Here is a 24215-nt window from a genome sequence, read left to right on the forward strand (position 1 = left end):
CAAGGGTACGGTGGCGGACACAACCCTGCAAGTTCGGTGTAACGCGATTATTCGTCGCGGCCTTCCATCATGGTGCGTTTGAGCATCACGTACACCGCGCCGGCACCGCCGTGTTTCGCCTGGCACGAGGTGAAACCGAGCACTTGCGGATGCTGGCGCAGCCAGGTGTTGACGTGGCTTTTGATCATCGGCCGCTTGCCGTCCAGGCGCACGGCCTTGCCGTGGGTGACGCGCACGCAGCGGATTTCGAATTTGGTCGCTTCGGCGAGAAACGCCCAGAGGGTCTCGCGGGCTTTTTCGACGTTCATGCCGTGCAGGTCGAGGCTGCCTTCGAACGGGATCTGGCCGATCTTGAGCTTGCGCATCTGGCTTTCCTGCACCCCGTCGCGGGCCCACATCAACTCGTCTTCGGGGCCGACGTCGATCACGAACTGATCGGACAGGCCATCCACGGTGGTGGTGTCGGTGCGCACGGTGGCGGACTGGCGCAGTTTGGCGATCTGCGCGCGGTCAGCCTTGGGTTTGCCGGTGTCGGCGCGGTCGTGCTTGATCGGCTTGACGCCTTGGATCGCACTTTTGAACAGGGAAAAATCGTCGTCTTGCATGTCAGCCTCCGCGAAGGGCGGCCAGTTTACCCAAGTCGAAACAAAACGGCCCGGCAAAAAGCCAGGCCGTGGAGTCAGTCGTGTTTTTTCATCAGGTGCGGGGACATGTTCAGCTCCCGCGATTGCCGGGCGCGCCGCCGGCATCGACGCCACAGGGCCACGCCGAAATACAGGAACAACAAGCCGACCGCGAGAATGATCGCCGAACCCGTCGGCGTGGCATTCAAGTCGCCGAGCGCCGGCGGGCGCCCCAGCAGGCTGGCGGCACCGGCCATCGCCAGCAGCACACCGAACGTCGCCAGAATGGCGGCGATCGATGCGCCGAATCGAAAACGCCAGTTACTTTGGCCTTTGGGCCGCAAGCGGCGTGCGTCAAATCCATCGGATAACTTCATTCCGACCTTCCTCAATGGGTATCGGCCCTTCGACCGGGAGTTGACCGGGTTGTTCCTGAGGCTAAGGCAATTGAAGCAAATGCGAGGCTTTTGCGGATGAGCGGCGTGCTGAGCCGCTCATCAGAGCAGATCAGATCAGATCTTGAGTCAGGGCAAGGGTGGCGAAGTTGTCGGCCATGATCGCCATTTCCGCTTCCTGCACCACGGCGGCGCTGAGCACGCGGCCCTTGAACGGCAGGTCACGGGTAGCGCAGGCGTCTTCGACCAGGGTGCAACGGAAGCCCAGGTTCTTCGCCGCGCGCACGGTGGTGCTGACGCTGGAGTGGCTCATGAAACCGCAGACGATCAGGTCCAGCGAGCCAAGATTCTGCAAACGGTCGAGCAGTTCGGTGCCGTGGAACGCGCTCGGCAGCAGTTTGCCGATGATGGTTTCGTCACCTTGTGGCTCAAGGCCGGGGATGAATTCGCCGCGTTCGCCCTGCGGGTCGAACAGGCCACCGACGGTGCCGAGATGACGCACGTGCACGATCGGCCGACCGGCTGCACGGGCCGCGGCGACCAGTTGTTTGATGTTCGCGACGGCCGCGTCCATGCCGCTCAGGGCCAGCGGGCCACTGAGGTACTCTTTCTGGGCATCGATGATGACCACGGTGGCATGGCTCAGTGTGGCCGCTGCGTAACCGCGGCCGCTGAGTTGAAACATCGTTTTTGGAACGGACATTCGGGGCTCCTTGGGGTGGGGCTTTTGCGGCATTGTCCTCTGGCTGAGCGGTTCTGTGAACCGCTACCATCGTAGGCAGCGTCGTTACTGGCCTGCAGCCTTGTCAAGTTACACGTTCTGTTCAATAGCTGATGCAAAAAACAGAAAAGTCCTACTGTCGGCCGCGAATGTTTCCCGCGTCGTCGTGACGCGTTTTGGCTGGTAGAATCGCCAGTCGTTTTTTCTGGAGTTCTGCCCCGTGATCACTTCCCGACTTCGTACCCTGCGCGACCACATCCGTTGGGCCGTCAGCCGCTTCCATGGGGAGGATCTGTTTTTCGGCCATGGCACCGACAACGCCTGGGATGAAGCCCGGCAGTTGGTGCTCGGTGCCTTGCACCTGCCGTGGGAGATCGCCGACAGCTACCTCGACTGTGCGTTGGAAGACGACGAACTGGTCAACCTGCAACGCCTGCTCAAGCGCCGCATCGAAGAGCGCATCCCGACTGCGTACCTGCTGGGCGAGGCGTGGTTCTGCGGCATGTCGTTCATCGTCGATGAGCGCGTGCTGATCCCGCGTTCGCCGATTGGCGAGCTGATCGAAAACCGCTTCGCACCGTGGATCGGCGACGAGCCGGCACGCATCCTCGACCTGTGCACCGGCTCGGGCTGCATCGGTATCGCCTGTGCCTACGAGTTCCAGAACGCCGAAGTGGTGCTGGCGGACCTGTCGTTCGAAGCGCTGGAAGTGGCCAACCAGAACATTGAGCGCCATGGCGTCGATGAGCGTGTGTACACCGTGCAGGGCGATGGTTTCGATGGCCTGCCGGGGCAGCGTTTCGACCTGATCGTGTCGAACCCGCCGTACGTTGATGCCGAAGATTTCGCCGACATGCCGGACGAATACCAGCACGAACCGGAGCTGGGTCTGGCCTGCGGTGATGATGGTCTGAACCTGGTACGGCGGATGCTCGCCGAAGCGGCGGATCACCTGACCGAGAAGGGGCTGTTGATCGTTGAAGTGGGCAATAGTCAGGTACACGTCGAAGCGTTGTACCCGGAAGTCGACTTCGCCTGGCTCGATTTCGAGCGCGGCGGGCATGGCGTGTTCATGCTGACGGCGGAGCAGTGCCGCGATCATCAGGCCTTGTTCGCTTCCCGCGTCTGACCTGACTGACTTTTGTGGCGAGGGAGCTTGCTCCCGCTGGTCTGCGAAGCAGACCCAAAATATGCAATGACGGTGCACCAGACATACCGCATGTGCATGTTTTACGACTGCTTCGCAGTCGAGCGGGAGCAAGCTCCCTCGCCACAGGTCAACGCTGATTTCAGCGGTGCGTAGCAATCCAGATCAACAACCCCGCCTGAAACACCGCAAACGCCACCAGACAGGTAATGGTAAAGCGCAATCCAGCGTCTTCACGCTTGAACTTGCTGACCTTCTCTTCCTGCTTCTTCAGCTTCACTTCCTGCTCGGCCAGGTTCTGCTCGGCCTGTTGCAGCATCTGCGCCGCTTCGAGAATCTCGACGATCTGCAGCTTTTCGCTGTTCCAGTCGCCCAGCAGGTCACCGACCTGCACCTCTTTGACGCTGCCCTTCAAATGCTGGGCGTCGGCGTAGACCACGTCAAAACCATGCACGCGCAAGAAGTGATCGCGACGCAGGCGGGTGTCTTCGTTCAGCGCGTCCTTGTTGTTCAAGTCCATGCCGTCGACGGTGTAGGCGGGCCAGCGTTTTTTCGCCCAGTTGATGCCTTGCGCGGCCATGAAACGGCCGATGCCACGGTTCAACGGTTCGATCTGCAAACCGCTGTCGGGGCCGAAGTGCACACGTTTGCTGGTGTGATCGACCCACACGTCGAGGTGGTTCTGCTCTTTGCGCACGCGCTGACCGGGCAGTTTGATCGCCATGCGCATCAGGCTGTGTTCTTTGCTGTTGCGCTCGGCATAGCCGAATTCGACAAAGCGCAAAGGCCGGCCACCAGTGTGACGATCAGTCTGCAGTGGGGCCAGGCGGAGCATCTTGTGGTGCTCGACGCTGACGTCCGCCCATGGCAGCTCGACCGCTGGCGGTGCGTCTTTTTCAGCGGTGGTGTCGGGTGAAGTCGGGGTATCAGTCATAACGGCGAGATCCTGTCCAAGCTCTGCTTGTCGCCAGCCGGTACGCTGGCGACAAAGGCTTATCGGCCGTTTTTTGCAGGACTGGAGGGCAAACTACGGTTAACGGTTGCGAATGCCGTCAATAAATTCGATGAGTTTGCCGCCCAGTTCCGCCGCCAGTGGCAAATTGGGGTCCTTGTACGAGGCCAATTGCCGCTTCACATCGGCGGGGACGATGCGCATGACGTGGTTCATACCTTCGATCACCACCAGTTCGGCGTCGGGTTTGGCGGCTTTCAGCGCCTGCGCATCGCCGACGCCGACCTGCATGTCGTTGCTGCCCTGGACGATCAGCGCCGGCATCTTCAGTTGCGCAAAAGCCTTGGCCGGGTCCTGGCGGAACAGCGAAATCAGATACGGCTGCACGCTCGGGCGGAAGATCGGTTGCAACGGCGCCGGCACGTCGGCATCGGTGTGACCGGCCTTGAGGCTGTCGAGAATCTGGTTGCTGCGCAACATCAACGGTGGCGGCAGGCTGCGCGCCAGTTGCTCGCGGATTACCTGATCCACCGGGCGGGCACTGCCGGACAACGAAATCAGCGCAGCAGCATCTGCGCGCGGGGCGGCGAGGGTAGCGATCAGGGCGCCTTCACTGTGGCCGAGCACAATCAATGGGCCGAAGCGCGGATCGCTTTTCAGCTTCTGGCTCCACGCTACAGCGTCGTCAACGTAGCCCTCCACAGACAGATTGCGCTCGTCAGGTGTGGCCGGCCGGCTCGCAGCCACCCCGCGCTTGTCGTAGCGCACGCTGGCGATGTTGTGTTTGGCCAGCACCCAGGCCAGCCGCTTGAGGCTGTCATTGCGCCCGCCATCGGGGTTATTGCCGTCACGATCTGTAGGACCGGAGCCGGCGAGGATCAGGACAACCGGCACCGGATTGTCGGATTTTGGCAGCAACAGCGAGCCGAAAAGCTCACCGCTCCCGGTATCCAGAGAGATCGGGCGCTGCAGGACAGTCGCGTGGGCAAAACCGGTAAACAGGGTAAGACTCAAGATCAGAACTCGCAGCATCATCACGCCATCATTCGCCAAGGTGCCGGTTGGACTCACCAACACCACTAAGGTTCGAGGATGAACTACTCGGTTAGCCTGCGTATACTGGCGCGCATCACGAATTCGGGTTTGATTTCACGGAGCGTCCTGCATGTCCGGCAATACCTACGGCAAGTTGTTCACTGTCACCACCGCTGGCGAGAGCCATGGTCCGGCGTTGGTCGCCATTGTCGACGGCTGCCCGCCGGGCCTGGAGATCTCCCTCGAAGACCTGCAGCGCGACCTCGATCGGCGCAAGCCAGGCACCAGCCGCCACACCACCCAGCGTCAGGAAGCCGATGAAGTCGAAATCCTTTCCGGCGTGTTCGAGGGCCGCACCACCGGTTGCTCGATCGGCCTGCTGATCCGCAACACCGACCAGAAGTCCAAGGACTACTCGGCGATCAAGGATCTGTTCCGCCCGGCGCACGCCGACTACACCTACCACCACAAATACGGCGAGCGCGACTACCGTGGTGGCGGTCGCAGCTCGGCGCGGGAAACCGCGATGCGTGTGGCGGCAGGTGCGATTGCCAAAAAGTATCTGGCCAGCCAGGGCATCGTCATCCGTGGCTACATGAGCCAGCTCGGCCCGATCGAAATCCCGTTCAAGACCTGGGATTCGGTGGAACAGAACGCGTTCTTCAGCCCGGATCCGGACAAGGTCCCGGAACTGGAAGCTTACATGGATCAATTGCGTCGCGACCAAGACTCGGTCGGGGCGAAGATCACCGTGGTTGCCGAAGGCGTGATGCCGGGTCTCGGCGAGCCGATTTTCGACCGCCTTGACGCCGAACTGGCGCATGCGCTGATGAGCATCAACGCAGTGAAAGGCGTGGAAATCGGCGCCGGTTTCGCCTGCGTCGCTCAGCGCGGCACCGAGCATCGCGATGAACTGACCCCGCAAGGTTTCCTCAGCAACAACGCCGGCGGCATTCTCGGTGGCATCTCGTCCGGTCAGCCGATCGTCGCGCACCTGGCGTTGAAGCCGACGTCGAGCATCACCACCCCGGGCCGTTCGATCGACATCCACGGCAACCCGGTGGACGTGATCACCAAGGGCCGTCACGACCCGTGCGTCGGCATCCGCGCCACGCCGATTGCCGAAGCGATGATGGCCATCGTGCTGATGGATCACCTGCTGCGTCATCGTGGGCAGAACGCCGACGTGCGCGTCAGCACCCCGGTGCTGGGTCAGCTTTGATGGTTGATCGCCAAGCCGTCGCGGTCTGACCGTGGCGGCGCTCCCGTACTGGCGGCTGTCCAGTTTCTATCTGTTCTATTTCGCCTTGCTCGGCTCGACAGCGCCGTTTCTGGCGCTGTACTTCGATCATCTCGGCTTCAGCCCTGCGCGCATCGGCGAGCTGGTGGCGATCCCGATGCTGATGCGCTGTGTGGCGCCGAACATCTGGGGCTGGCTCGGCGACTACACCGGCAAACGCTTGGCCATCGTGCGCTTCGGTGCGGTGTGTACGCTGCTGACGTTCTCGCTGATTTTCGTCAGCAAGACCTACGCCTGGCTGGCGATGGTCATGGCGTTGCACGCGTTCTTCTGGCACGCGGTGCTGCCGCAGTTCGAAGTCATCACCCTCGCGCACTTGCAGGGGCAAACCGCGCGCTACAGCCAGATTCGCCTGTGGGGCTCGATCGGTTTCATCATCACCGTGGTCGCGCTGGGCCGTTTGTTCGAATGGCTGAGCCTCGACATCTACCCGGCGGCGCTGGTGCTGATCATGGCCGGCATCGTCCTCAGCAGCCTGTGGGTGCCGAACGCGCAGCCACCGCAAGGTAATCGGCCGAGCGGGGAGGGCTTTCTCAAGCAGCTGCGCAGCCCCGGTGTGCTGGCGTTTTACGCCTGCGTCGCGCTGATGCAGATGAGCCACGGCCCGTATTACACGTTTCTGACCTTGCACCTTGAACGCCTCGGTTACACACGCGGCACAATCGGCATGCTCTGGGCCGTGGGCGTGGTCGCCGAGGTGCTGATGTTCATGGCGATGAGCCGGATTCTCGTGCGCTTTTCATTGCGTCGGGTGCTGATGGCGAGTTTTCTGCTGGCGGCGCTGCGCTGGTTGCTGCTAGGTTCGTTCGCCGAATTCCTCTGGGTACTGTTGTTGGCCCAGGTGCTGCACGCGGCGACCTTCGGCAGCTTTCATGCGGCTGCCATCGCGTTCGTGCAACGTAGCTTCGGTGCGCGTCAGCAAGGTCAGGGTCAGGCGTTGTACGCGGCGCTGGCCGGCACCGGTGGCGCGCTGGGCGCGTTGTATTCCGGTTACAGCTGGAATGCCCTCGGCGCCACATTGACCTTTAGTATTGCCAGTCTCGCGGCGCTCGCTGCTGCCGTTATCATTGCCACACGTATGCAAGAGGACAGGCCATGAGCCTTACGCGTGAACAACTCGCCCAGCAAATCGTCGACGCCGGGCGTTTTCTTTATGGTCGCGGCTGGTCGCCGGCCACCAGCAGCAATTACTCGACGCGCCTGTCGCCGAGCGAAGCGCTGCTGACCGTGTCCGGCAAGCACAAGGGCCAGTTGGGCCTGGACGACGTGCTCGCCACGGATTTGTCCGGCAACAGCCTGGAACCGGGCAAAAAGCCCTCCGCCGAAACCCTGCTGCACACCCAGCTGTATCGCTGGCGCCCGGAGATCGGCGCGGTGCTGCACACCCACTCGGTGAACGCCACGGTGCTGTCGCGCCTGACGCCGCAAGACTTTATCGAGTTCGAAGACTACGAACTGCAAAAAGCCTTCAGCGGCATCTCCACCCACGAATCCCGGGTGCGCGTGCCGATCTTCGACAACGATCAGGACATTGCGCGCCTCGCCGCCAAGGTGCAGCCTTGGCTCGACGCCCATCCCGATTGCGTCGGTTACCTGATTCGCGGCCACGGCCTCTACACCTGGGGCGCGCAGATGAGCGATGCCCTGCGGCAGATTGAGGCTTTTGAATTCCTGTTTGAATGCGAGTTGAAAACCCGCAGCGTCATGAACCGCCAAGGCTGACTTCACCAGAAGCCGCCCATTCGCCTGATGAAATGCACTGCCCGACCGGTCTGCAAGAGCCGGACGGCAAGGCCGATACCGAGGAATTGCCCATGAGCAGCCTGTCCGTCTATCACGTATCCAGCCCCGAGATTCCGAACAAGGTGCTGACCCATTTCGAAGACATCGCCTCGACGCTCGCCGAGCAGGGCGTGCGCTTCGACCGCTGGCAAGCCGCCGCGAAGATCCAGCCCGGCGCCAGCCAGGAAGAGGTGATCAGCGCCTATCAGGAGCAGATCGACAAACTGATGACCGAGCGCGGTTACATCACCGTCGATGTGATCAGCCTCAACAGCGACCACCCGCAAAAAGCCGAACTGCGCGCCAAGTTCCTTGAAGAACACCGCCATGGCGAAGACGAAGTACGCTTTTTCGTTGCCGGTCGTGGCCTGTTTACCCTGCACATCGACGATTATGTCTACGCGGTGTTGTGCGAGAAGAACGACCTGATCTCGGTGCCGGCCGGTACCAAGCACTGGTTCGACATGGGCGAGCACCCGCACTTCGTGGCGATTCGTCTGTTCAACAACCCGGAAGGCTGGGTCGCCAACTTCACCGGCGAAGACATCGCCGGGCGCTTCCCACGTCTGGAGGACTGAGCCGATGCCGATCAAAGCCATTGTCACTGACATTGAAGGCACCACCAGCGCGGTGAGTTTCGTTTTTGATGTGCTGTTCCCATATGCGGCCAAACACCTGCCGGATTTTGTTCGGCAGAACGCCGAACGTGCCGATGTGGCTGAGCAACTCGACGCCGTGCGCCGCGACAGCAATGCACCGCAGGCCGATGTTGAACGGGTTGTTGAAATTCTCTTGAGCTGGATCGAGGAAGATCGCAAAGCCACGCCGCTCAAAGCCTTGCAAGGCATGGTCTGGGCGCAGGGTTATCACGCCGGGCAGTTGAAGGGCCACGTGTACCCGGATGCCGTTGAAGCGCTCAAGCGCTGGCATCAGGCCGGATATCAACTGTTTGTGTATTCGTCGGGTTCGATCCAGGCGCAGAAGCTGATCTTCGGCTGCTCCGAGGCGGGAGATCTGACACCGCTGTTCAGCGGGTATTTCGATACCACGTCGGGGCCCAAGCGTGAGGCGCAGTCTTACACCAACATTCAACAGGCGATTGGTGTCGAACCGCAGGACATTCTGTTTCTGTCCGACATTGTTGAGGAGCTGGATGCCGCTCAATCGGCAGGCCTGCAGACCTGCGGCCTGGCGCGCGAGGGTGGGGAGCTGGGAAGCCATATCACCGTCGACAGCTTCACCGGCATCGAACCCGAAGCCTTCTAACCACCCTCAATCCAATGTGGGAGCGGGCTTGCTCGCGAAAGCGGTGTGTCAGCCAAATATTTTTGACTGACACGCCGCTTTCGCGAGCAAGCCCGCTCCCACACGGAGTTTTGCATCAGCCAAAAAAACAGGCCGGACAGTGAAAACTGCCCGGCCTGTTTTTGTTTAAGGCTGTTTAAAACCTCGAATCAAATTACAGCGAGTGATACGTCGGCAGGGCAAAGCGCTGCTGGCTTTGCAGCATCGCAATCTGCGGCAGCTCACTGGCTTCTTCCGCCAGGTCACGACGGATCGCGCTGATCGCCCACGACAGTTGGTCGGCGTTGTGCATTTGCTGATACGTCAGGGCGCGCTTGAATACTTTGCCTTCACTGCTGCGCAGCGTCAGCAGGATCCCGCCATCGGGACGTGGCGCAGTGGTGACGTTGAAGTTGGAGAACAGCGAGGTAAATTTTTCTTGGATCAGGCTCATGTCTTTCAGCTCCGTATGCACTTGAATGGCAAGCATGCAGAGGAGGTTGCAGCGATTGTGCCAGCACGCGAAAAAATAAAAATGCTTATAAATCAATAAGTTAAAAATCGTGAAATTTGCAGGCGTCGTGCAAACTGCATGAATGGCCATCGTGCATCCTGCATTTTGCGGGATTCTCATGAGTTGAACGGAACCAAACGGCAAAGGCGCAATCACTGCCGCCAGACGTGAAAGGGCGGATACAAAACATTGCAAAAACCGCGTGTACAGGCCGCGAAGCGCTGACGTATTTTCGATCTCGACCTTGCCCACCACGCAGGTCATGCCACAGCCCGAACAATAAAAAACCGGCCGACCAGGCCGACCGGGGAGCTGCCATGCGTCACGCGTCGAGCGACACGATTACCTGGAGCATGATGCTCCGCAAACTGCCGACGATCGCCAAAGCCATCCCGCGGGTGGTCAAGGGCATGAAAGTCGCCAACGTCACGGATCCGACCCAAACGTGTGGCCTCGGCTGGACCTTCGAGCAAGCAACGCTGCGCAATCCAGAGGGGCAGGCGATCTTGCAGGACGACGTCTTGCTGACCTATGCGCAGGTCAACCAGTGGGCCAACCGCATCGCCCACTATCTGAGCGCGCAGGGCATCGGCAAGGGCGACGTGGTCGCGGTGTTCATCGAAAATCGTCCCGAGCTGCTGGTGACCATTCTGGCGCTGGCCAAACTCGGCGCGGTCAGTGCGCTGCTCAATACTTCGCAAACCCGCGACACACTGATTCACAGCGTAAATCTGGTGGCGCCGGTGGCGATTGTCCTCGGTGAGGAATTGCAGCCGGCGTTTGCCGCGATCCGCGAGCAGGTGTCGATCCCGGCGCAGCGCACCTGGTTTATCGCCGACCGTGACACCTATAGCCACCCGGGCATTGCGCCCGAGGGCTACGTCAATCTGATCAGCGCCAGTACTGACGCCTGCGCTGAAAACCCGCCCAGCAGCGGTGAAGTGTTCTTCAACGATCCGTGCTTTTACATCTACACCTCCGGCACCACCGGCCTGCCCAAGGCCGGCGTGTTCAAGCACGGGCGCTGGATGCGCAGCTCCGCCAGCTTCGGCCTGATTGCCCTGAACATGTGCCCCAACGATGTCGTCTATTGCACCTTGCCGCTGTACCACGCCACCGGCCTCTGCGTGTGCTGGGGCTCGGCGATCAACGGCGCTTCCGGGTTCGCGATCCGTCGCAAGTTCAGCGCCAGTCAGTTCTGGCCGGACGTGCGTCGCTACAACGCGACCACCCTCGGCTATGTCGGCGAATTGTGCCGCTATCTGGTCGATCAACCGCCCAGCGCCGATGACAGCCGTCACGCGGTGCGCAAGATGATCGGCAACGGCTTGCGTCCCGGCGCCTGGGCCGAGTTCAAGACCCGGTTTGCCGTCGAGCACATCTGCGAGCTGTACGCGGCGAGCGACGGTAATATCGGCTTCAGCAATATCCTCAACTTCGACAACACCATCGGTTTCTCGCTGATGGCCTGGGAGCTGGTGGCGTACGACCACGACAGCGGTCAGCCGTTGCGCAGCGCCGACGGCTTCATGCGCAAGGTCGGTAAAGGCGAGCAGGGCTTGCTGCTGGCGCGGATCGACGAAAAAGCACCGCTGGACGGTTACACCGACCCACAGAAAAACGCCAAGGTGGTGTTGCACGATGTGTTCAGCAAGGGCGACCGTTTCTTCAACACCGGCGACCTGCTGCGCAATATTGGCTTCGGCCACGCGCAGTTCGTCGATCGACTCGGCGACACCTATCGCTGGAAGGGCGAAAACGTCTCGACCACTGAAGTGGAAAACCTGCTGCTGCAGCATCCGCATATCTCTGAGGCCGTCGCCTACGGCGTCGAAGTGCGCAACACCAACGGTCGCGCCGGCATGGCGGCAATCACGCCCGCCGAGTCACTGGCGACCCTGGATTTCGCCGAATTGCTCGCATTCGCCCGTCAGCGCATGCCGGCCTATGCGGTGCCGCTGTTTCTGCGGGTGAAGGTGAAAATGGAAACCACCGGGACTTTCAAATACCAAAAGACCCGATTGAAAAACGAGGGCTTCGACCCCGGCCAGACAGGTGATGATCCGATTTACGCGTGGCTGCCTGGCACCCAGACTTACGTGCAAGTGACGGACGAAATTCTGGCCGATATTCATCAAGGCAAATACCGCTATTGAGATTGGCTATGGCCTGACTTGAGAAAAAGGGGGTGACAGCTATCGTCGCGCTCGGGAAACTGTCGGCTTTGCGAATAACCGAAAGTGGAGTTGCCCTATGTCTGACCAGAGCCGCCAGATGACCCCTGAAGAAGCTGCCGAATTCACCGAGCAGGTTTTCAACAAGGCGCGCGAAGGTGATGCGCTGATGCTTGATCGGCTGATCAGCGCCGGTTTGCCGGTGAACCTGAAAAACAGCAAGGGCGACACCCTGCTGATGCTCGCCAGTTACTATGGCCACGTCGACGCCGTGCAGGTGCTGCTCAAGCACAAGGCCGACCCGGAAATGCGCAACGGCAACGGCCAGAGCCCGATTGCCGGCGCCGCGTTCAAGGGCGATCTGGCGGTGGTCAAGGCGCTGGTGGAAGCGGGCGCCGAGATCGAAGGTTCGTCCTTCGACGGCCGCACCGCGCTGATGATGGCGGCGATGTTCAACCGCGTTGAAATCGTTGATTACCTGATCAGCAAGGGCGCCGACCCGCAAGCCAAGGATGCCAATGGCGTCACCGCGCTGGACGCGGCCCGCACCATGGGCGCGGTCGATACCACGGCGCAGCTGGAAAAACTGCTGGCCTGATAAGGTCAAAAGATCGCAGCCTGCGGCAGCTCCTACAGGTCTCACATTCGTTCGCCAAATGGGCGCGGAACTTGTAGGAGCTGCCGCAGGCTGCGATCTTTTGCTTTGTGCGCTATCCTCCGCGCCCTCAAATTCAACCTTCCACAGGATCCGCCCTCATGAAAGCCGCACTCGTCGAACTCATCAGCAAAATCAGCTCCGGCTGCATGGGCGAGGACGAGATCCTGAACGTGGCGGACGAAGCGGCGCAGGCCTACGCTGATGCCGACGCCTTTCTGGCAGCCAACCCGGACATCAACTACGACGACACCTTCCCGATCCCGCTGGGCGAGTGGGTGGTGGTCGGCAGCCTGCCGGAAACCGTACTGTTCCAGGCCGACACCTACGTCGACCTGTTCGCGCAGATCGTCGCCTCGTTCGGCCCGGGCGTCGAATTCAACCTCAAGCCCAAACAACTGGCCAAGACCGAAGCGTTGACTGCGCTCAATCGCATCCAGGTGCAGATGAGCAGCCTGAACAAGGAAAACGGCGGTTACACGCTGATGAACTTCAGCCAGTTGCTCGACGACGAGTTGCAAGTGGTGCTGGTCTACGGCAACGACGTGCCACGGGTGCTGGAGCTGTGCGCCGAAGTCGGCATCGCTGCCGGGCCTTCGCTGGAAGCGCTGAAAGTCGCCGTTCACGTCTGAACGCAATAAAAGGGAACCCTGCGCGCGACCGTCTATCCTAAAAGTGCATGCCACTATTCTGGAGCGACACCATGGGTTCCACGTTCAACGGTCTGATTGGCCTGATCATTCTTGCCCTCGATATCTGGGCGATCATCAACGTACTGAAAAGCGGCGCCGAGACCGGGATGAAAATCCTCTGGGTTCTGCTGATCATCCTCCTGCCAGTACTGGGCCTGATCATCTGGGCGATCGCCGGGCCACGGGGCAATGTGCGGGTCTGACGCTTTCCCGAAAACACGCTGATCCCCTGTGGGAGCGGGCTTGCTCGCGAAGGCGATTGTTCAGTCGAAACACAGGTTGAATGACACTCCGCTTTCGCGAGCAAGCCCGCTCCCACATTGGTCTTGTGGTAGCTCCAGAGTGTGCCCTGTCGGAGGAAGGTTCGACCTGTCATCTTCGGCAACGTAGAATGCGCGCCTTTCCCGGGCAATCGTCCCCCACGATTGGCGCCCGCGCATTCATCGGAGCACTTGACCATGACCGTCACCAAAACCAGCGAGTACCTGGAAACCCTCTACGAAGGCTACGGCCAGCGTTTTCGCATGGAAAAACTGCTGCACGAAGTGCGCACCGAACACCAGCACCTGGTGATTTTCCAGAACCCGCGCATGGGCCGGGTGATGGCGCTGGACGGCGTGATCCAGACCACCGAAGCCGATGAATTCATCTACCACGAAATGCTCACTCACGTGCCGATCCTCGCTCACGGCACCGCCAAGCGCGTGCTGATCATCGGCGGTGGCGACGGCGGCATGCTGCGCGAAGTGACCAAGCACGCCGGCGTCGAGCACATCACCATGGTCGAGATCGACGGCACCGTGGTCGACATGTGCAAGGAATTCTTGCCGAACCACTCCAAGGGCGCCTACGACGATCCACGGCTGAACCTGGTGATCGACGACGGCATGCGTTTCGTCGCCACCACCACGGAAAAATTCGACGTGATCATCTCTGACTCCACCGACCCGATCGGCCCGGGCGAAGTGCTGTTCTCGGAAAACTTCTATCAGGCCTGCCACCGTTGCCTGAACGAAGGCGGGATCCTCGTGACTCAGAACGGCACGCCGTTCATGCAGATCGACGAAGTCAAAACCACCGCCGGCCGCCTGCGCAGCCTGTTTCCGGATTGGCACTTCTATCAGGCGGCCGTGCCGACCTACATCGGCGGGTCGATGACCTTCGCCTGGGGCTCGACCAACCCTGCCTACCGCAAACTGAGCCGTGAAACCCTGCAACAGCGCTTCATCGGCAGCGGCATCGTCACCCGCTACTACAATCCGGAAATCCACATCGGCGCATTTGCGCTGCCGCAGTACGTGTTGCAGGCGATCAACAAGCCAAGCAACGACTAAAAGCCCCGCAACTCCCCTGTGGGAGCGGGCTTGCTCGCGAAGGCGTATTGTTATTCGACATATCTGTTGAATGATCCAGCGCTTTCGCGAGCAAGCCCGCTCCCACAAGAGCTCGATGCACACTGAATATATTTTTTTTCATGTTCGTCTGCTGCAATCCTTTTGAACGATCAATCTCGCCAAAAGTCGAGATAGTAGTAAGCCCATTTGCGGGTTTGATCGAGGAGGCACCGATGCAAAAGTGGAAAGTCACTTTCGTGGACGATCATGGTGAAATTGTCGATGAGGTGTTCGAGCGCGCGGAATGCCCCAGCGACGACGAGGCTGCACGCCTGATCAAGGAACGGCTCCTGCCGGTGGCCGCCGAACTGGATATGAACGATCTTGAAGGGCGCACCACCGATGCTGGCGTGAAAAGCCTGAAAACCCAGAACAGCATCGAAATCCGCAGTATCACGCCAATCTGAAATTCTTCCTGTCACTTGAAGCACCAGGCCTTGGCAGCAGCTCTATCTTGGGGCTACTCTGCAAGCGAGATCAGCGAAACAATCGCTAAGGTCTGGTCTTGTCAGCTACATGCTTGTTTCCCGCGTGCAACCACGTTGCCGAAGTACTTTGGCCTGTAAGGCCCGGGGCGGGAATACGGAAAGTCTATCCATCTATCCGAGGGGGACGATTCATGAGCACAGCCTATCAAGAAGACATCAGCAGCAATGTTCTGCGCCGCATGAAAGAAGGCGGTTTCGACTTTTCCCGGTTCCATCCCATCGAGTTCTACGCCATTTTCCCGGACGAGGAGCGGGCGCGCAGGGCGGCAGGCAAATTTCGTGGTGAATCCATCAATGCCCAGGTCAGTGCGCGCGACGATGGCGCCTGGTCGCTGGAACTGAGCAAAGTGATGTACGCAACCTATGACGACATTGGCGATTTCGAGCAGGGCTTCTCCGCCGTGGTCGAGCCGCTGGGCGGCATCATCGAGGGCTGGGGCGTCAAGCAGGAGGTGCGTAACCGCCATCGTCTGAACTGATCTCTGGTTTCAGGTATTGAGCAACGGCTGACCTTCGGGTTGGCCGTTGTCGTTTCTGGCCGCCGAATAGCCCGTGGCAAAACCCTGAAACAAGAATCCCGGGCAAAAAAAAGCCACCGGAGAGGGTGGCTAAAGGGAAGACCGATAAGGAGAGGAAACCGGTCAGGGTTACGGCCTGCGGGGACTGCGCGGGCAGTCCGGATCAGTGGAGCTGAAACCTTCACCGGGGAAGTTTTCAGCGAATGCGCCGATTATCCGCAGCTCGGTGCGAGCGGTGAAATCAACTCTGACTATGCTGGTGATAGGCGATGCAATGCGTCGCAATGAAGCGGGGGCAATCCGGTTGGGGCCATTGCCGCACAGGAATGGTGCGGTGCTTGCGGCGTGATTCTCCAACCGATTGAAATCAAAGCGTTTATGCCGATGGCACGGGCCTTGCGAAGGCCTGTAGGTCCGGGTGACAAGGAGTACGGCATGATCCGCACCTATTTTGATGAAATGTACGATGCCGGCGGCCAGGTCCGCCCGCATTACCGGGAGTTCGCCCGCTGGCTGGCCGACACGCCTGACGAGTTGCTGGCACAACGGCGACGCGAGGCCGATCTGCTTTTCCACCGGGCCGGGATCACGTTCACGCTCTATGGCGACGAGCAGGGTACCGAGCGCCTGATTCCGTTCGACACCATTCCGCGCAGCATTCCCGCCAGCGAGTGGCGGATCGTCGAGCGTGGCTGCATCCAGCGGGTCAAGGCGTTGAACATGTTCCTCGCCGACCTCTATCACGAGCAGCGCATCATCAAGGCCGGGATCATCCCCGCCGAACAGGTGCTGGCCAACGAGCAGTACCAGTTGGCGATGCAGGGCCTGGATCTGCACCGCGACATCTATTCGCACATCTCCGGCGTCGATCTGGTGCGCGATGGCGACGGTACTTATTACGTGCTCGAAGATAACCTGCGCACGCCGAGCGGCGTCAGCTACATGCTCGAAGACCGCAAAATGATGATGCGCCTGTTCCCGGAGCTGTTCGCCGCCCAGCGCATCGCGCCCATCGACCACTACCCGAATCTGTTGCTCGACACCCTGAAGAGCTCCAGCCCGATCGACGACCCGAGTGTGGTGGTGCTGACGCCGGGGCGCTTCAACAGTGCGTTCTTCGAACACGCTTTCCTGGCGCGAGAAATGGGCGTTGAACTGGTGGAGGGCGCCGACCTGTTCGTGCGTGACGACAAGGTGTACATGCGCACCACCGACGGGCCGAAAGCGGTGGACGTGATCTACCGCCGTCTCGACGACGCGTTCCTCGATCCGCTGGCATTCAACCCCGACTCGATGCTCGGTGTGCCGGGGCTGCTGTCGTCCTATCGTTCCGGCAACGTGGTGCTGGCCAATGCTATTGGCACCGGCGTGGCGGATGACAAATCGGTGTACCCGTTTGTCACCGAGATGATCCGTTTCTACCTCGATGAAGAACCGATCCTGAAGAACGTGCCGACCTGGCAGTGCCGCAACCCCTCGGAACTTTCCCACGTACTGGCCAATCTTCCGGATCTGGTGGTCAAGGAGACCCAGGGCTCCGGCGGTTACGGAATGCTGGTGGGGCCGGCGTCAACCACGGCGCAGATCGATGCGTTCCGTGAGCGGATCAAGGCCAAGCCCCACGCGTACATTGCGCAGCCGACATTGTCGCTGTCGACCTGTCCGACCTTTGTCGAAAACGGCATTGCGCCGCGTCATATCGACTTGCGTCCGTTTGTATTGTCTGGCCGCGAAACCCGGGTCGTGCCCGGCGGTTTGACCCGTGTCGCCCTGCGTGAAGGCTCCCTGGTGGTGAACTCCTCCCAGGGCGGCGGCACCAAGGACACCTGGGTGGTCGAGGATTGAAGGAAGCTTGCCATGTTAAGTAGAACTGCCTCGGATCTGTACTGGATGTCGCGTTACCTGGAGCGGGCGGAAAACCTCGCACGGATGCTCGATATCAGCTATTCGCTGTCGCTGATGCCGCAGGACGGTCGCGGCGACGGTTTGCACGAACTGGCGATGCCGCTGTTGATCACCGGCACCCTCGACGATTACCTGGAGCGTCACGGCGAACTGCATGCCGAACGCCTGCTGCACTTCTTCGCCCTGGACGCGGCCAACCCGGCGAGCATCTACAGCTGCCTCGGCGCAGCGCGAGCCAGTGCGCATGCGGTGCGCGGGCGTATCACCGCGGACATGTGGGAGAACATCAACGCTACCTGGCTGGAAATTCGCGGCATTGCCGAGCAGGGCCTCAGTCGTTACGGCATGAGCCGTTTCTGCGAGTGGATCAAGGAGCGCTCGCACCTGTTCCGTGGCGCGTCCTACGGCACGATCATGCGCAACGATGCGTTCCGCTTCATTCGTCTGGGGACGTTCATCGAGCGTGCGGACAACACGCTGCGCCTGCTCGATGCGCGCTATGAAATGGCCGGCGATCAGGCCGAGGCCGTCAGTGACGGTACGGCGCACGCCTATTACCAGTGGAGTGCACTGTTGCGAGCGCTGTCATCGTTCGAGGCCTACACCGAGATCTACCGCGACGCCCCCGGCGCCCGGCATGTCGCCGAGCTGCTGCTGTTGCGCGCCGATGTGCCGCGCTCACTGCGCGCCTGCACCGAGGAAATCGACCAGATCCTCGCCCAGTTGCCCGGCGCCAATGGCCGTCCGGCACAACGCCTTGCTGCCGAAATGGACGCGCGTCTGCGCTACACCGGTATCAACGAAATCCTCGCCGAAGGCCTGCACGCCTGGCTCACCGAATTCATCCCGCTGGTGCGCCAGTTGGGCAACGCGATTCACAGTTCATACCTGGAGGCTGCATGAGACTTTCCATAAGCCACGAGACCACCTATCACTATGAAGATCAGGTGCGGGCGAGCATCCAGTATCTGCGCCTGACCCCGCACGACAGCGAGCGTCAGCACGTGTTGAGCTGGCAGCTCGACCTGCCGCGTCCGGTGCGCGCCCAGCTCGATCCGTTCGGCAACATCCTGCATGTGCTGACCATGGACGAGCCGCACGAAGCGATCATTATCGGCGCCCGTGGCCAGGTCGATATCGACGAATTGCGCGAGGCTGAGCATGAGAGCCAGTCGGCGCTGCCGTTCCTGCGTTTCACCCGGCTGACCGAGGCCGACGAAGCGCTACGGGCGTTTGCCGACAAATCCTGCAAACAGCGGCGCGATCGCACTGCGCTGATCGACCTGATGCATGGTTTGAACCAGCACATCAGCTACACGCCGGGTTCGACTGAAGTCGACACCAGCGCCGCCGAAGCCTTTGCCGGGCGCGCCGGGGTTTGCCAGGATCACACCCATGCCTTTCTCGCCTGTGCACGCAGCCTGGGGATTCCGTCGCGTTATGTGTCGGGTTATCTGTACAGCGAGGACGCCGAGCACCTGGCCAGTCACGCCTGGGCCGAAGCGTGGCTGGATGACGCCTGGTACAGCTTTGATGTGACCAACCAATTGGCCCGCCCGGAGCGCCATCTGAAACTGGCGGTGGGCCTGGATTATCTGGATGCCTGCCCGGTGCGCGGCATGCGACGGGGCGGTGGTTGTGAGCAGATGCATGCGAAGGTGTTCGTGTCGCCGACGCCGGTTATCTCCGTGCAACAACAGTAATTTGCTTCACACAAAACCCTGTAGGAGCGAGCCTGCTCGCGAAAGCGGTTTATCAGTCAGCAATGTGGTGTCTGAAACTCCGCTTTCGCGAGCAGGCTCGCTCCCACATGGGGAGTTGCATCAGGGCTTAACCTTGCGCCCAGCCATGTGTTGCAAATAGCTGATCAACAACTGCAAATCCCTCTCCGGCAACACCTCTGCCGAAAACCCCGGCATCTTCGCCTGAGGCCACTGGCGCAAACTCTGCGGATCGCGAATGTAGCGCTTGAGAAAATCCGCGCCGAAGTACTCAGTCGGGTTGTACGGAATATTCAGATCCGGCCCGAACTGCGCATCCCCCGCACCGTTCAACCGGTGGCAGGCCAGGCAGTTCTTCTGGAACAGCGCAAAACCCTGATTCACCGGGTCATCCGCTTTCAGCTTGGGATCCGGCAACAGCGCCGGGAAGCGTTCGGCCACCGGCGCCATGCGCTTGATGCTCGCCACTTGGAACGGCCATTGCTCAGGGCTGATGTTGCCGGCCTGCGGGTCAGTCCATACCAGATAGAACGGCCCGGCGCTGTGTTTACCCTCGGACAGCGGCGGCCACGGCTGCGTCGGGTCCTCGATCGCCAGCCAGGCCTGCGCGCCTTTGCTGTTGAGCAACGGCGCAGCGGCCATTTCGGCGGCAAACCCGTCCAGCGCCACCGCTTGCAGGTGATCGGCCGGTTTGATCCCGGTGAGCAGCGCCGCCACGGGCACGGCGCGATAAGTCATGTCTTTCTTGTAGGACACATCGTTCTTGATGGTCAGAGTTTGTGCTTGCGGATGCTTGAGCAACTCTTCGGTCTGCCAAGTGCGACTGTTCGCGCCCAGCGCCAGCGTGAGCTGCGCCGCAGACAAGGGCATGCTCAGCAGCAAGGCCCAGAACACAATGAGCGTTTTCAAATGATCGCCGTCCCCGTCGTGGAAGTGCGCAAAGGTTCGCACAGCCACGCTGGCCCGGGTAGCGGGCCAGTCACATTTTGTCTGGCGATAGCGGATGCCTGCCGCTTGAGTCAGCCAATCACCTTGGTCAGATTGGGCAAAATCAACAGCAGCGTGGTGGCGAAAAGAATGAGTCCTGCTTGACGAACTTTCGGTTGTTTGAACATGGCTTGACCGCCTTTATTGTTATTTCCTGATGTCTGCCTGCATATCCATGACGGCAAACGCTGCACTTCCTGTTGAAGAACGTCGGCCCCGGCAAAACCCGACGACCCTGACGTACATTTACTACCTTAGAGCCCGCGTCACGCATGGCTTAGATCCATTTCATATGTATTTGCTGCCGTTTGCGATAAAAACGGCATGAGGCTTATTGCCAGCTTCTTCGCCGCCCGCTTGCTAGACAACTCGCTGACCTGAACCGGTTCACCTGAGGGTGAATGACCGTCCGTCTGAGCGTGCACGTCAACGTCATTGAGCGCTGTGGTCATTGAATCCATGCGCGCTCGGGACAACAGTGACACTACGAAATTCACTCACCGCACAGGTTCGAGGACGTCATGACCCAAGCTTTGATTTTCGATGCGTTACGCACGCCCCGCGGCAAAGGCAAGGCCGATGGCGCGCTGCACAGCGTCAAACCGGTGAATCTGCTCGCCGGATTGCTGACCGCACTGCAAAGCCGTACCGCGCTGGACACCAGTCAGGTCGATGACGTGGTGCTCGGCTGCGTCACGCCGATTGGCGATCAGGGCTCGGACATTGCCAAGACTGCGGTGCAGGTGGCGGATTGGGACGTCAGCGTGGCCGGCGTGCAGATCAACCGCTTCTGCGCCTCGGGTCTGGAAGCGGTCAACCTCGGCGCGATGAAAGTGCGCTCGGGCTTCGAGGATCTGGTGGTGGTCGGTGGCGTCGAGTCGATGTCGCGGGTGCCGATGGGCAGCGACGGCGGCGCCTGGGCACTGGATCCGCAAACCAATCTGCACAGCCACTTCACCCCGCAGGGCGTTGGTGCGGACCTGATCGCCACCCTTGAAGGCTTCAGTCGTGAGGATGTCGATGCCTACGCGCTGCGCTCGCAGCAAAAAGCCGCACGGGCGCGGGCCGACGGCTCGTTCAACAAGTCGCTGGTGCCGGTGCAGGATCAGAACGGCATCATCCTGCTCGATCACGACGAATTCATTCGCGCCGAGTCGACGATGGAAGGCCTCGGCAAACTCAAGCCAAGTTTCGAAATGATCGGCCAGATGGGGTTTGATGCCACCGCGCTGCGGGTCTACAGCCACGTCGAGCGGATCAACCACGTGCATACGCCGGGCAACAGCTCCGGGATCGTTGACGGTGCGGCGCTGATGTTGATCGGCTCCGAAGCCAAGGGTCGTGCGCTCGGCCTGCAACCACGGGCCCGGATCGTCGCCACGGCGGTCACCAGCACTGACCCGACCATCATGCTCACCGGCCCGGCACCGGCCACCCGCAAGGCCTTGGCCAAGGCGGGGTTGCGCGTGGAAGACATCGACCTGTTCGAGGTCAATGAGGCATTTGCCTCGGTGGTGCTCAAGTTCATCAAGGACATGGCGGTGGACCCGGACAAGGTCAATGTCAACGGCGGCTCCATCGCCATGGGGCATCCACTGGGCGCCACCGGGTGCGCGATCCTCGGCACTTTGCTCGATGAACTGGAAGCCCGGCGCCTGCGCTATGGCCTGGCGACGCTGTGTGTCGGCGGCGGCATGGGCATTGCCACCATCATCGAACGCCTCTGAGCCCCGACTTCAAGGAAACCTTGTTATGAGCGAAGCCATTCGTTACGAAAAAGACCAGGACGCCATCGTCGTGCTGACCATCGACATGCCGGGCCAGAGCGCCAACACCATGAACGCCGTGTACCGCGATGCCATGGGCGCCTGCGTTGCGCGGCTGGTGGAGGACAAAGACAGTATCGCCGGGGTGATCATCACCTCGGCAAAGAAAACCTTCTTTGCCGGCGGCGACCTCAATGAGCTGATCAAGGTCGGCAAACCCGAAGCCAAAGCCTTCTATGACATGGTGCTGAGCCTCAAGGCGCAATTGCGCACCCTGGAAACCCTCGGCAAACCGGTGGTCGCGGCGATCAACGGCGCGGCGCTCGGCGGTGGCTGGGAAATCTGTCTGGCCTGCCATCACCGGGTGGCGCTGGATGACGCCTCGGTGCAACTCGGTCTGCCGGAAGTGACCCTCGGTCTGTTGCCGGGCGGTGGCGGCGTAGTGCGCATGGTGCGCATGCTCGGCATCGAAAAAGCCTTGCCGTATCTGCTCGAAGGCAAGAAGGTGCGCCCACAGCAAGCATTGCAGGCCGGTCTGATCGATGAACTGGCGGCGGATCGTGACGAGTTGCTGGCCAAGGCGCGCGCCTGGATTGTCGCCAACCCGAGTGCGGTGCAGCGTTGGGACGTGAAGGGTTATCAGATCCCCGGCGGCACACCGTCGAATCCGAAAGTCGCGCAGATGCTGGCGATAGCGCCGTCGATCCTGCGCAGCAAGACTCAGGGCACGCTGCCGGCGCCAGAGAAGATTCTGTGTGCGGCGGTGGAAGGCGCGCAGGTCGATTTTGATACCGCGCACCTGATCGAAACCCGTTACTTCACCGAACTGACCACCGGGCAGATCTCGAAAAACCTGATCGGCACCTTCTGGTTCCAGCTCAACGAGATCAACGCCGGCAGTTCGCGGCCGCAGGGTTTTGCGCCATATGTCACGCGCAAGGTCGGTGTGCTCGGTGCGGGCATGATGGGCGCCGGGATCGCCTTCGTCAGTGCCTCGGCTGGTATCGATGTGGTGCTCAAGGATATCAACCTGGCGGCGGCCGAGAAGGGCAAGGCCCATTCGGCGGCGCTGCTGGACAAGAAAGTCGCCCGTGGCCAGATGACGGCCGAAAAGCGCGAAGCGGTGCTGGCGCGGATTCACATCACTGAAAATGATGCGGATCTGGCGGGTTGTGATCTGATCATCGAGGCGGTGTTCGAGGATCGCGAACTCAAGGCCAAGGTCTCGTCGGCAGCGCAAAAGATTGTCGGTGCTGACGCGGTGATTGCCTCCAACACTTCGACCTTGCCGATCACCGGGCTGGCGACCGCAGTACCCGATCAGAGCAAGTTCATCGGTCTGCACTTCTTCAGCCCGGTGGACAAAATGCCGTTGGTGGAAATCATCAAAGGTGCGCAGACCAGTGCTGAAACCCTGGCGCGCGGTTTCGACTTCGTCCTGCAAATCAAGAAAACCCCGATCGTGGTCAATGACAGTCGCGGCTTCTTTACCTCGCGGGTGTTTGGCACCTTCACCAATGAAGGCATCGCCATGCTCGGCGAGGGCGTGAGCGCGCCGATGATCGAGACCGAAGCGCGCAAGGCCGGGATGCCGGTCGGGCCGCTGGCGATCTCCGACGAAGTTTCCCTCAGCCTGATGAGCCATATCCGTCAGCAAACGGCCAAAGACCTGCAAGCGGAAGGGAAGCCGCTGACAGATCATCCGGCGTTCGCTGTGATTGACTTGCTGCTCAACGAATACAAGCGCCCGGGCAAAGCCGCTGGCGGTGGTTTCTACGATTACCCGGCGGGTGGTCAGAAACATCTGTGGCCGGAGTTGAGGACGCGCTTCGAGAAGGCCGACGGGCAGATTTCGCCGAAGGATGTGCGTGATCGTCTGCTGTTCGTGCAGGCCCTGGAAACCGTGCGCTGCGTGGAGGAGGGCGTGCTCACCTCGACGGCGGACGCCAACGTCGGCTCGATCTTCGGCATCGGCTTTGCGCCGTGGACCGGCGGCACCTTGCAGTTCATTAATCAGTACGGGGTGCAGGACTTCGTCGCACGCGCGCAGTATCTGGCCGAGCAGTACGGCGAGCGCTTTGCGCCACCGGCCCTGCTTCTGGAAAAAGCCGCGAAAGGCGAGCTGTTTTAAGTGATCGGCTGAACGCTGCGGGGCTTGCCTT

The 24215-nt window shown here is 60.8% G+C and carries 26 protein-coding genes; 18 read left to right on the forward strand and 8 right to left on the reverse strand.

The window, feature by feature from the left end:
• Positions 1 to 47: 47 nt before the first annotated feature.
• From QRN61_RS05555 to QRN61_RS05565, 3 genes are all read right to left on the reverse strand, one after another.
• Positions 48 to 605 carry a Smr/MutS family protein gene (locus QRN61_RS05555; protein WP_096797013.1) on the reverse strand — a complete coding sequence of 186 codons (558 nt, stop codon included), beginning with the start codon at positions 603 to 605 and terminating at the stop codon, positions 48 to 50.
• A 74-nt stretch (positions 606 to 679) separates the two neighbouring features.
• A complete protein-coding gene (locus QRN61_RS05560) occupies positions 680 to 1000 on the reverse strand; it encodes a hypothetical protein (RefSeq protein WP_098967923.1) in 321 nt (106 codons plus the stop codon).
• 130 nt (positions 1001 to 1130) lie between these two features.
• Positions 1131 to 1721: a cysteine hydrolase family protein gene (locus tag QRN61_RS05565; protein WP_003223193.1), complete on the reverse strand. Its 591-nt coding sequence runs from the start codon at positions 1719 to 1721 to the stop codon at positions 1131 to 1133.
• Between the two features lie 238 nt (positions 1722 to 1959).
• Between QRN61_RS05565 and prmB the strand changes: the two genes are divergently transcribed.
• On the forward strand, positions 1960 to 2868 hold the full coding sequence (gene prmB / locus QRN61_RS05570) for a 50S ribosomal protein L3 N(5)-glutamine methyltransferase (RefSeq protein WP_097087565.1): 909 nt from the start codon (positions 1960 to 1962) through the stop codon (positions 2866 to 2868).
• Positions 2869 to 3028: 160 nt separating this feature from the next.
• Here prmB and QRN61_RS05575 read toward each other — a convergent pair whose 3' ends face one another.
• Both QRN61_RS05575 and QRN61_RS05580 read right to left on the reverse strand, forming a co-directional pair.
• Positions 3029 to 3820 carry a hypothetical protein gene (locus QRN61_RS05575; protein ID WP_103368922.1) on the reverse strand — a complete coding sequence of 264 codons (792 nt, stop codon included), beginning with the start codon at positions 3818 to 3820 and terminating at the stop codon, positions 3029 to 3031.
• A 99-nt stretch (positions 3821 to 3919) separates the two neighbouring features.
• Complete coding sequence (locus tag QRN61_RS05580; RefSeq protein WP_285373395.1) at positions 3920 to 4873, reverse strand: alpha/beta hydrolase; 954 nt, start codon at positions 4871 to 4873, stop codon at positions 3920 to 3922.
• Between the two features lie 130 nt (positions 4874 to 5003).
• Here QRN61_RS05580 and aroC point away from each other — a divergent pair, with 130 nt between their 5' ends.
• The 5 genes from aroC (at position 5004) to mtnC (ending at position 9221) form a co-directional block, all read left to right on the forward strand.
• Positions 5004 to 6095, forward strand: coding sequence for a chorismate synthase (gene aroC / locus QRN61_RS05585; protein ID WP_027613332.1), 1092 nt, complete (start codon positions 5004 to 5006; stop codon positions 6093 to 6095).
• Between the two features lie 31 nt (positions 6096 to 6126).
• Positions 6127 to 7272 carry an MFS transporter gene (locus QRN61_RS05590; protein WP_086794744.1) on the forward strand — a complete coding sequence of 382 codons (1146 nt, stop codon included), beginning with the start codon at positions 6127 to 6129 and terminating at the stop codon, positions 7270 to 7272.
• A complete protein-coding gene (locus QRN61_RS05595) occupies positions 7269 to 7895 on the forward strand; it encodes a methylthioribulose 1-phosphate dehydratase (protein WP_123586173.1) in 627 nt (208 codons plus the stop codon). Before QRN61_RS05590 ends, QRN61_RS05595 begins: the two co-directional genes overlap by 4 nt.
• Before the next feature lie 92 nt (positions 7896 to 7987).
• The gene (locus tag QRN61_RS05600) at positions 7988 to 8533 is read left to right on the forward strand and encodes a 1,2-dihydroxy-3-keto-5-methylthiopentene dioxygenase (protein ID WP_027613329.1); all 546 of its coding nucleotides are present in this window, start codon (positions 7988 to 7990) and stop codon (positions 8531 to 8533) included.
• Between the two features lie 4 nt (positions 8534 to 8537).
• Complete coding sequence (mtnC, locus tag QRN61_RS05605) at positions 8538 to 9221, forward strand: acireductone synthase (RefSeq protein ID WP_027613328.1); 684 nt, start codon at positions 8538 to 8540, stop codon at positions 9219 to 9221.
• Between the two features lie 193 nt (positions 9222 to 9414).
• Here the strand turns inward: mtnC and QRN61_RS27595 are convergent, their stop codons facing one another.
• Entirely contained in the window at positions 9415 to 9693 is a 279-nt protein-coding gene (locus tag QRN61_RS27595; RefSeq protein ID WP_027613327.1) for a DUF3509 domain-containing protein, read from the reverse strand.
• A gap of 377 nt (positions 9694 to 10070) precedes the next feature.
• Between QRN61_RS27595 and QRN61_RS05615 the strand changes: the two genes are divergently transcribed.
• The 10 genes from QRN61_RS05615 to QRN61_RS05660 all read left to right on the forward strand — a co-directional run bounded on the left by QRN61_RS05615 (position 10071) and on the right by QRN61_RS05660 (position 19282).
• On the forward strand, positions 10071 to 11909 hold the full coding sequence (locus QRN61_RS05615; RefSeq protein ID WP_285373396.1) for a long-chain-acyl-CoA synthetase: 1839 nt from the start codon (positions 10071 to 10073) through the stop codon (positions 11907 to 11909).
• A 97-nt stretch (positions 11910 to 12006) separates the two neighbouring features.
• The gene (locus QRN61_RS05620) at positions 12007 to 12525 is read left to right on the forward strand and encodes an ankyrin repeat domain-containing protein (protein WP_027613325.1); all 519 of its coding nucleotides are present in this window, start codon (positions 12007 to 12009) and stop codon (positions 12523 to 12525) included.
• Positions 12526 to 12683: 158 nt separating this feature from the next.
• Positions 12684 to 13214: a hypothetical protein gene (locus tag QRN61_RS05625; RefSeq protein ID WP_285373397.1), complete on the forward strand. Its 531-nt coding sequence runs from the start codon at positions 12684 to 12686 to the stop codon at positions 13212 to 13214.
• A 71-nt stretch (positions 13215 to 13285) separates the two neighbouring features.
• The gene (locus QRN61_RS05630) at positions 13286 to 13477 is read left to right on the forward strand and encodes a PLDc N-terminal domain-containing protein (protein ID WP_007960694.1); all 192 of its coding nucleotides are present in this window, start codon (positions 13286 to 13288) and stop codon (positions 13475 to 13477) included.
• 255 nt (positions 13478 to 13732) lie between these two features.
• Positions 13733 to 14608 (forward strand): polyamine aminopropyltransferase, encoded by an 876-nt coding sequence (gene speE / locus QRN61_RS05635; protein WP_003223223.1) that lies wholly within the window; start codon positions 13733 to 13735, stop codon positions 14606 to 14608.
• A gap of 233 nt (positions 14609 to 14841) precedes the next feature.
• A complete protein-coding gene (locus QRN61_RS05640) occupies positions 14842 to 15075 on the forward strand; it encodes a hypothetical protein (protein ID WP_027613323.1) in 234 nt (77 codons plus the stop codon).
• Between the two features lie 212 nt (positions 15076 to 15287).
• Positions 15288 to 15635: a ribonuclease E inhibitor RraB gene (locus QRN61_RS05645; protein ID WP_007960698.1), complete on the forward strand. Its 348-nt coding sequence runs from the start codon at positions 15288 to 15290 to the stop codon at positions 15633 to 15635.
• Between the two features lie 474 nt (positions 15636 to 16109).
• Positions 16110 to 17519 carry a circularly permuted type 2 ATP-grasp protein gene (locus QRN61_RS05650; protein ID WP_027613322.1) on the forward strand — a complete coding sequence of 470 codons (1410 nt, stop codon included), beginning with the start codon at positions 16110 to 16112 and terminating at the stop codon, positions 17517 to 17519.
• 12 nt (positions 17520 to 17531) lie between these two features.
• Complete coding sequence (locus QRN61_RS05655) at positions 17532 to 18482, forward strand: alpha-E domain-containing protein (protein ID WP_027613321.1); 951 nt, start codon at positions 17532 to 17534, stop codon at positions 18480 to 18482.
• Positions 18479 to 19282 (forward strand): transglutaminase family protein, encoded by an 804-nt coding sequence (locus tag QRN61_RS05660; protein WP_027613320.1) that lies wholly within the window; start codon positions 18479 to 18481, stop codon positions 19280 to 19282. Before QRN61_RS05655 ends, QRN61_RS05660 begins: the two co-directional genes overlap by 4 nt.
• A 120-nt stretch (positions 19283 to 19402) precedes the next feature.
• Here QRN61_RS05660 and QRN61_RS05665 read toward each other — a convergent pair whose 3' ends face one another.
• Positions 19403 to 20170, reverse strand: a complete 768-nt coding sequence (locus QRN61_RS05665; protein WP_285373403.1) for a c-type cytochrome — start codon at positions 20168 to 20170, stop codon at positions 19403 to 19405.
• 383 nt (positions 20171 to 20553) lie between these two features.
• On the reverse strand, positions 20554 to 20748 hold the full coding sequence (locus QRN61_RS05670; protein ID WP_285373398.1) for a hypothetical protein: 195 nt from the start codon (positions 20746 to 20748) through the stop codon (positions 20554 to 20556).
• 60 nt (positions 20749 to 20808) lie between these two features.
• Here QRN61_RS05670 and QRN61_RS05675 point away from each other — a divergent pair, with 60 nt between their 5' ends.
• Positions 20809 to 22014, forward strand: a complete 1206-nt coding sequence (locus QRN61_RS05675) for an acetyl-CoA C-acetyltransferase (protein WP_285373399.1) — start codon at positions 20809 to 20811, stop codon at positions 22012 to 22014.
• A 25-nt stretch (positions 22015 to 22039) separates the two neighbouring features.
• The gene (locus QRN61_RS05680; RefSeq protein ID WP_285373400.1) at positions 22040 to 24184 is read left to right on the forward strand and encodes a 3-hydroxyacyl-CoA dehydrogenase NAD-binding domain-containing protein; all 2145 of its coding nucleotides are present in this window, start codon (positions 22040 to 22042) and stop codon (positions 24182 to 24184) included.
• The last annotated feature ends 31 nt before the right edge of the window (positions 24185 to 24215 follow it).

The organism is Pseudomonas sp. lyk4-TYG-107 (assembly GCF_030209055.1).
In the GTDB taxonomy this organism is placed as follows: Bacteria; Pseudomonadota; Gammaproteobacteria; order Pseudomonadales; family Pseudomonadaceae; genus Aquipseudomonas; species Aquipseudomonas putida_A.

Coding starts and splice junctions, on each gene's coding strand:
- QRN61_RS05555 (WP_096797013.1), bottom strand. CDS start 605: ATGCAAGACGACGATTTTTCCCTGTTCAAAAGTGCGATCCAAGGCGTC.
- QRN61_RS05560 (WP_098967923.1), bottom strand. CDS start 1,000: ATGAAGTTATCCGATGGATTTGACGCACGCCGCTTGCGGCCCAAAGGC.
- QRN61_RS05565 (WP_003223193.1), bottom strand. CDS start 1,721: ATGTCCGTTCCAAAAACGATGTTTCAACTCAGCGGCCGCGGTTACGCA.
- QRN61_RS05575 (WP_103368922.1), bottom strand. CDS start 3,820: ATGACTGATACCCCGACTTCACCCGACACCACCGCTGAAAAAGACGCA.
- QRN61_RS05580 (WP_285373395.1), bottom strand. CDS start 4,873: ATGATGCTGCGAGTTCTGATCTTGAGTCTTACCCTGTTTACCGGTTTT.
- aroC (WP_027613332.1), top strand. CDS start 5,004: ATGTCCGGCAATACCTACGGCAAGTTGTTCACTGTCACCACCGCTGGC.
- QRN61_RS05595 (WP_123586173.1), top strand. CDS start 7,269: ATGAGCCTTACGCGTGAACAACTCGCCCAGCAAATCGTCGACGCCGGG.
- QRN61_RS05600 (WP_027613329.1), top strand. CDS start 7,988: ATGAGCAGCCTGTCCGTCTATCACGTATCCAGCCCCGAGATTCCGAAC.
- mtnC (WP_027613328.1), top strand. CDS start 8,538: ATGCCGATCAAAGCCATTGTCACTGACATTGAAGGCACCACCAGCGCG.
- QRN61_RS27595 (WP_027613327.1), bottom strand. CDS start 9,693: ATGAGCCTGATCCAAGAAAAATTTACCTCGCTGTTCTCCAACTTCAAC.
- QRN61_RS05615 (WP_285373396.1), top strand. CDS start 10,071: ATGCGTCACGCGTCGAGCGACACGATTACCTGGAGCATGATGCTCCGC.
- QRN61_RS05620 (WP_027613325.1), top strand. CDS start 12,007: ATGTCTGACCAGAGCCGCCAGATGACCCCTGAAGAAGCTGCCGAATTC.
- QRN61_RS05625 (WP_285373397.1), top strand. CDS start 12,684: ATGAAAGCCGCACTCGTCGAACTCATCAGCAAAATCAGCTCCGGCTGC.
- QRN61_RS05630 (WP_007960694.1), top strand. CDS start 13,286: ATGGGTTCCACGTTCAACGGTCTGATTGGCCTGATCATTCTTGCCCTC.
- speE (WP_003223223.1), top strand. CDS start 13,733: ATGACCGTCACCAAAACCAGCGAGTACCTGGAAACCCTCTACGAAGGC.
- QRN61_RS05640 (WP_027613323.1), top strand. CDS start 14,842: ATGCAAAAGTGGAAAGTCACTTTCGTGGACGATCATGGTGAAATTGTC.
- QRN61_RS05645 (WP_007960698.1), top strand. CDS start 15,288: ATGAGCACAGCCTATCAAGAAGACATCAGCAGCAATGTTCTGCGCCGC.
- QRN61_RS05650 (WP_027613322.1), top strand. CDS start 16,110: ATGATCCGCACCTATTTTGATGAAATGTACGATGCCGGCGGCCAGGTC.
- QRN61_RS05655 (WP_027613321.1), top strand. CDS start 17,532: ATGTTAAGTAGAACTGCCTCGGATCTGTACTGGATGTCGCGTTACCTG.
- QRN61_RS05660 (WP_027613320.1), top strand. CDS start 18,479: ATGAGACTTTCCATAAGCCACGAGACCACCTATCACTATGAAGATCAG.
- QRN61_RS05665 (WP_285373403.1), bottom strand. CDS start 20,170: ATGCCCTTGTCTGCGGCGCAGCTCACGCTGGCGCTGGGCGCGAACAGT.
- QRN61_RS05670 (WP_285373398.1), bottom strand. CDS start 20,748: ATGGATTCAATGACCACAGCGCTCAATGACGTTGACGTGCACGCTCAG.
- QRN61_RS05675 (WP_285373399.1), top strand. CDS start 20,809: ATGACCCAAGCTTTGATTTTCGATGCGTTACGCACGCCCCGCGGCAAA.
- QRN61_RS05680 (WP_285373400.1), top strand. CDS start 22,040: ATGAGCGAAGCCATTCGTTACGAAAAAGACCAGGACGCCATCGTCGTG.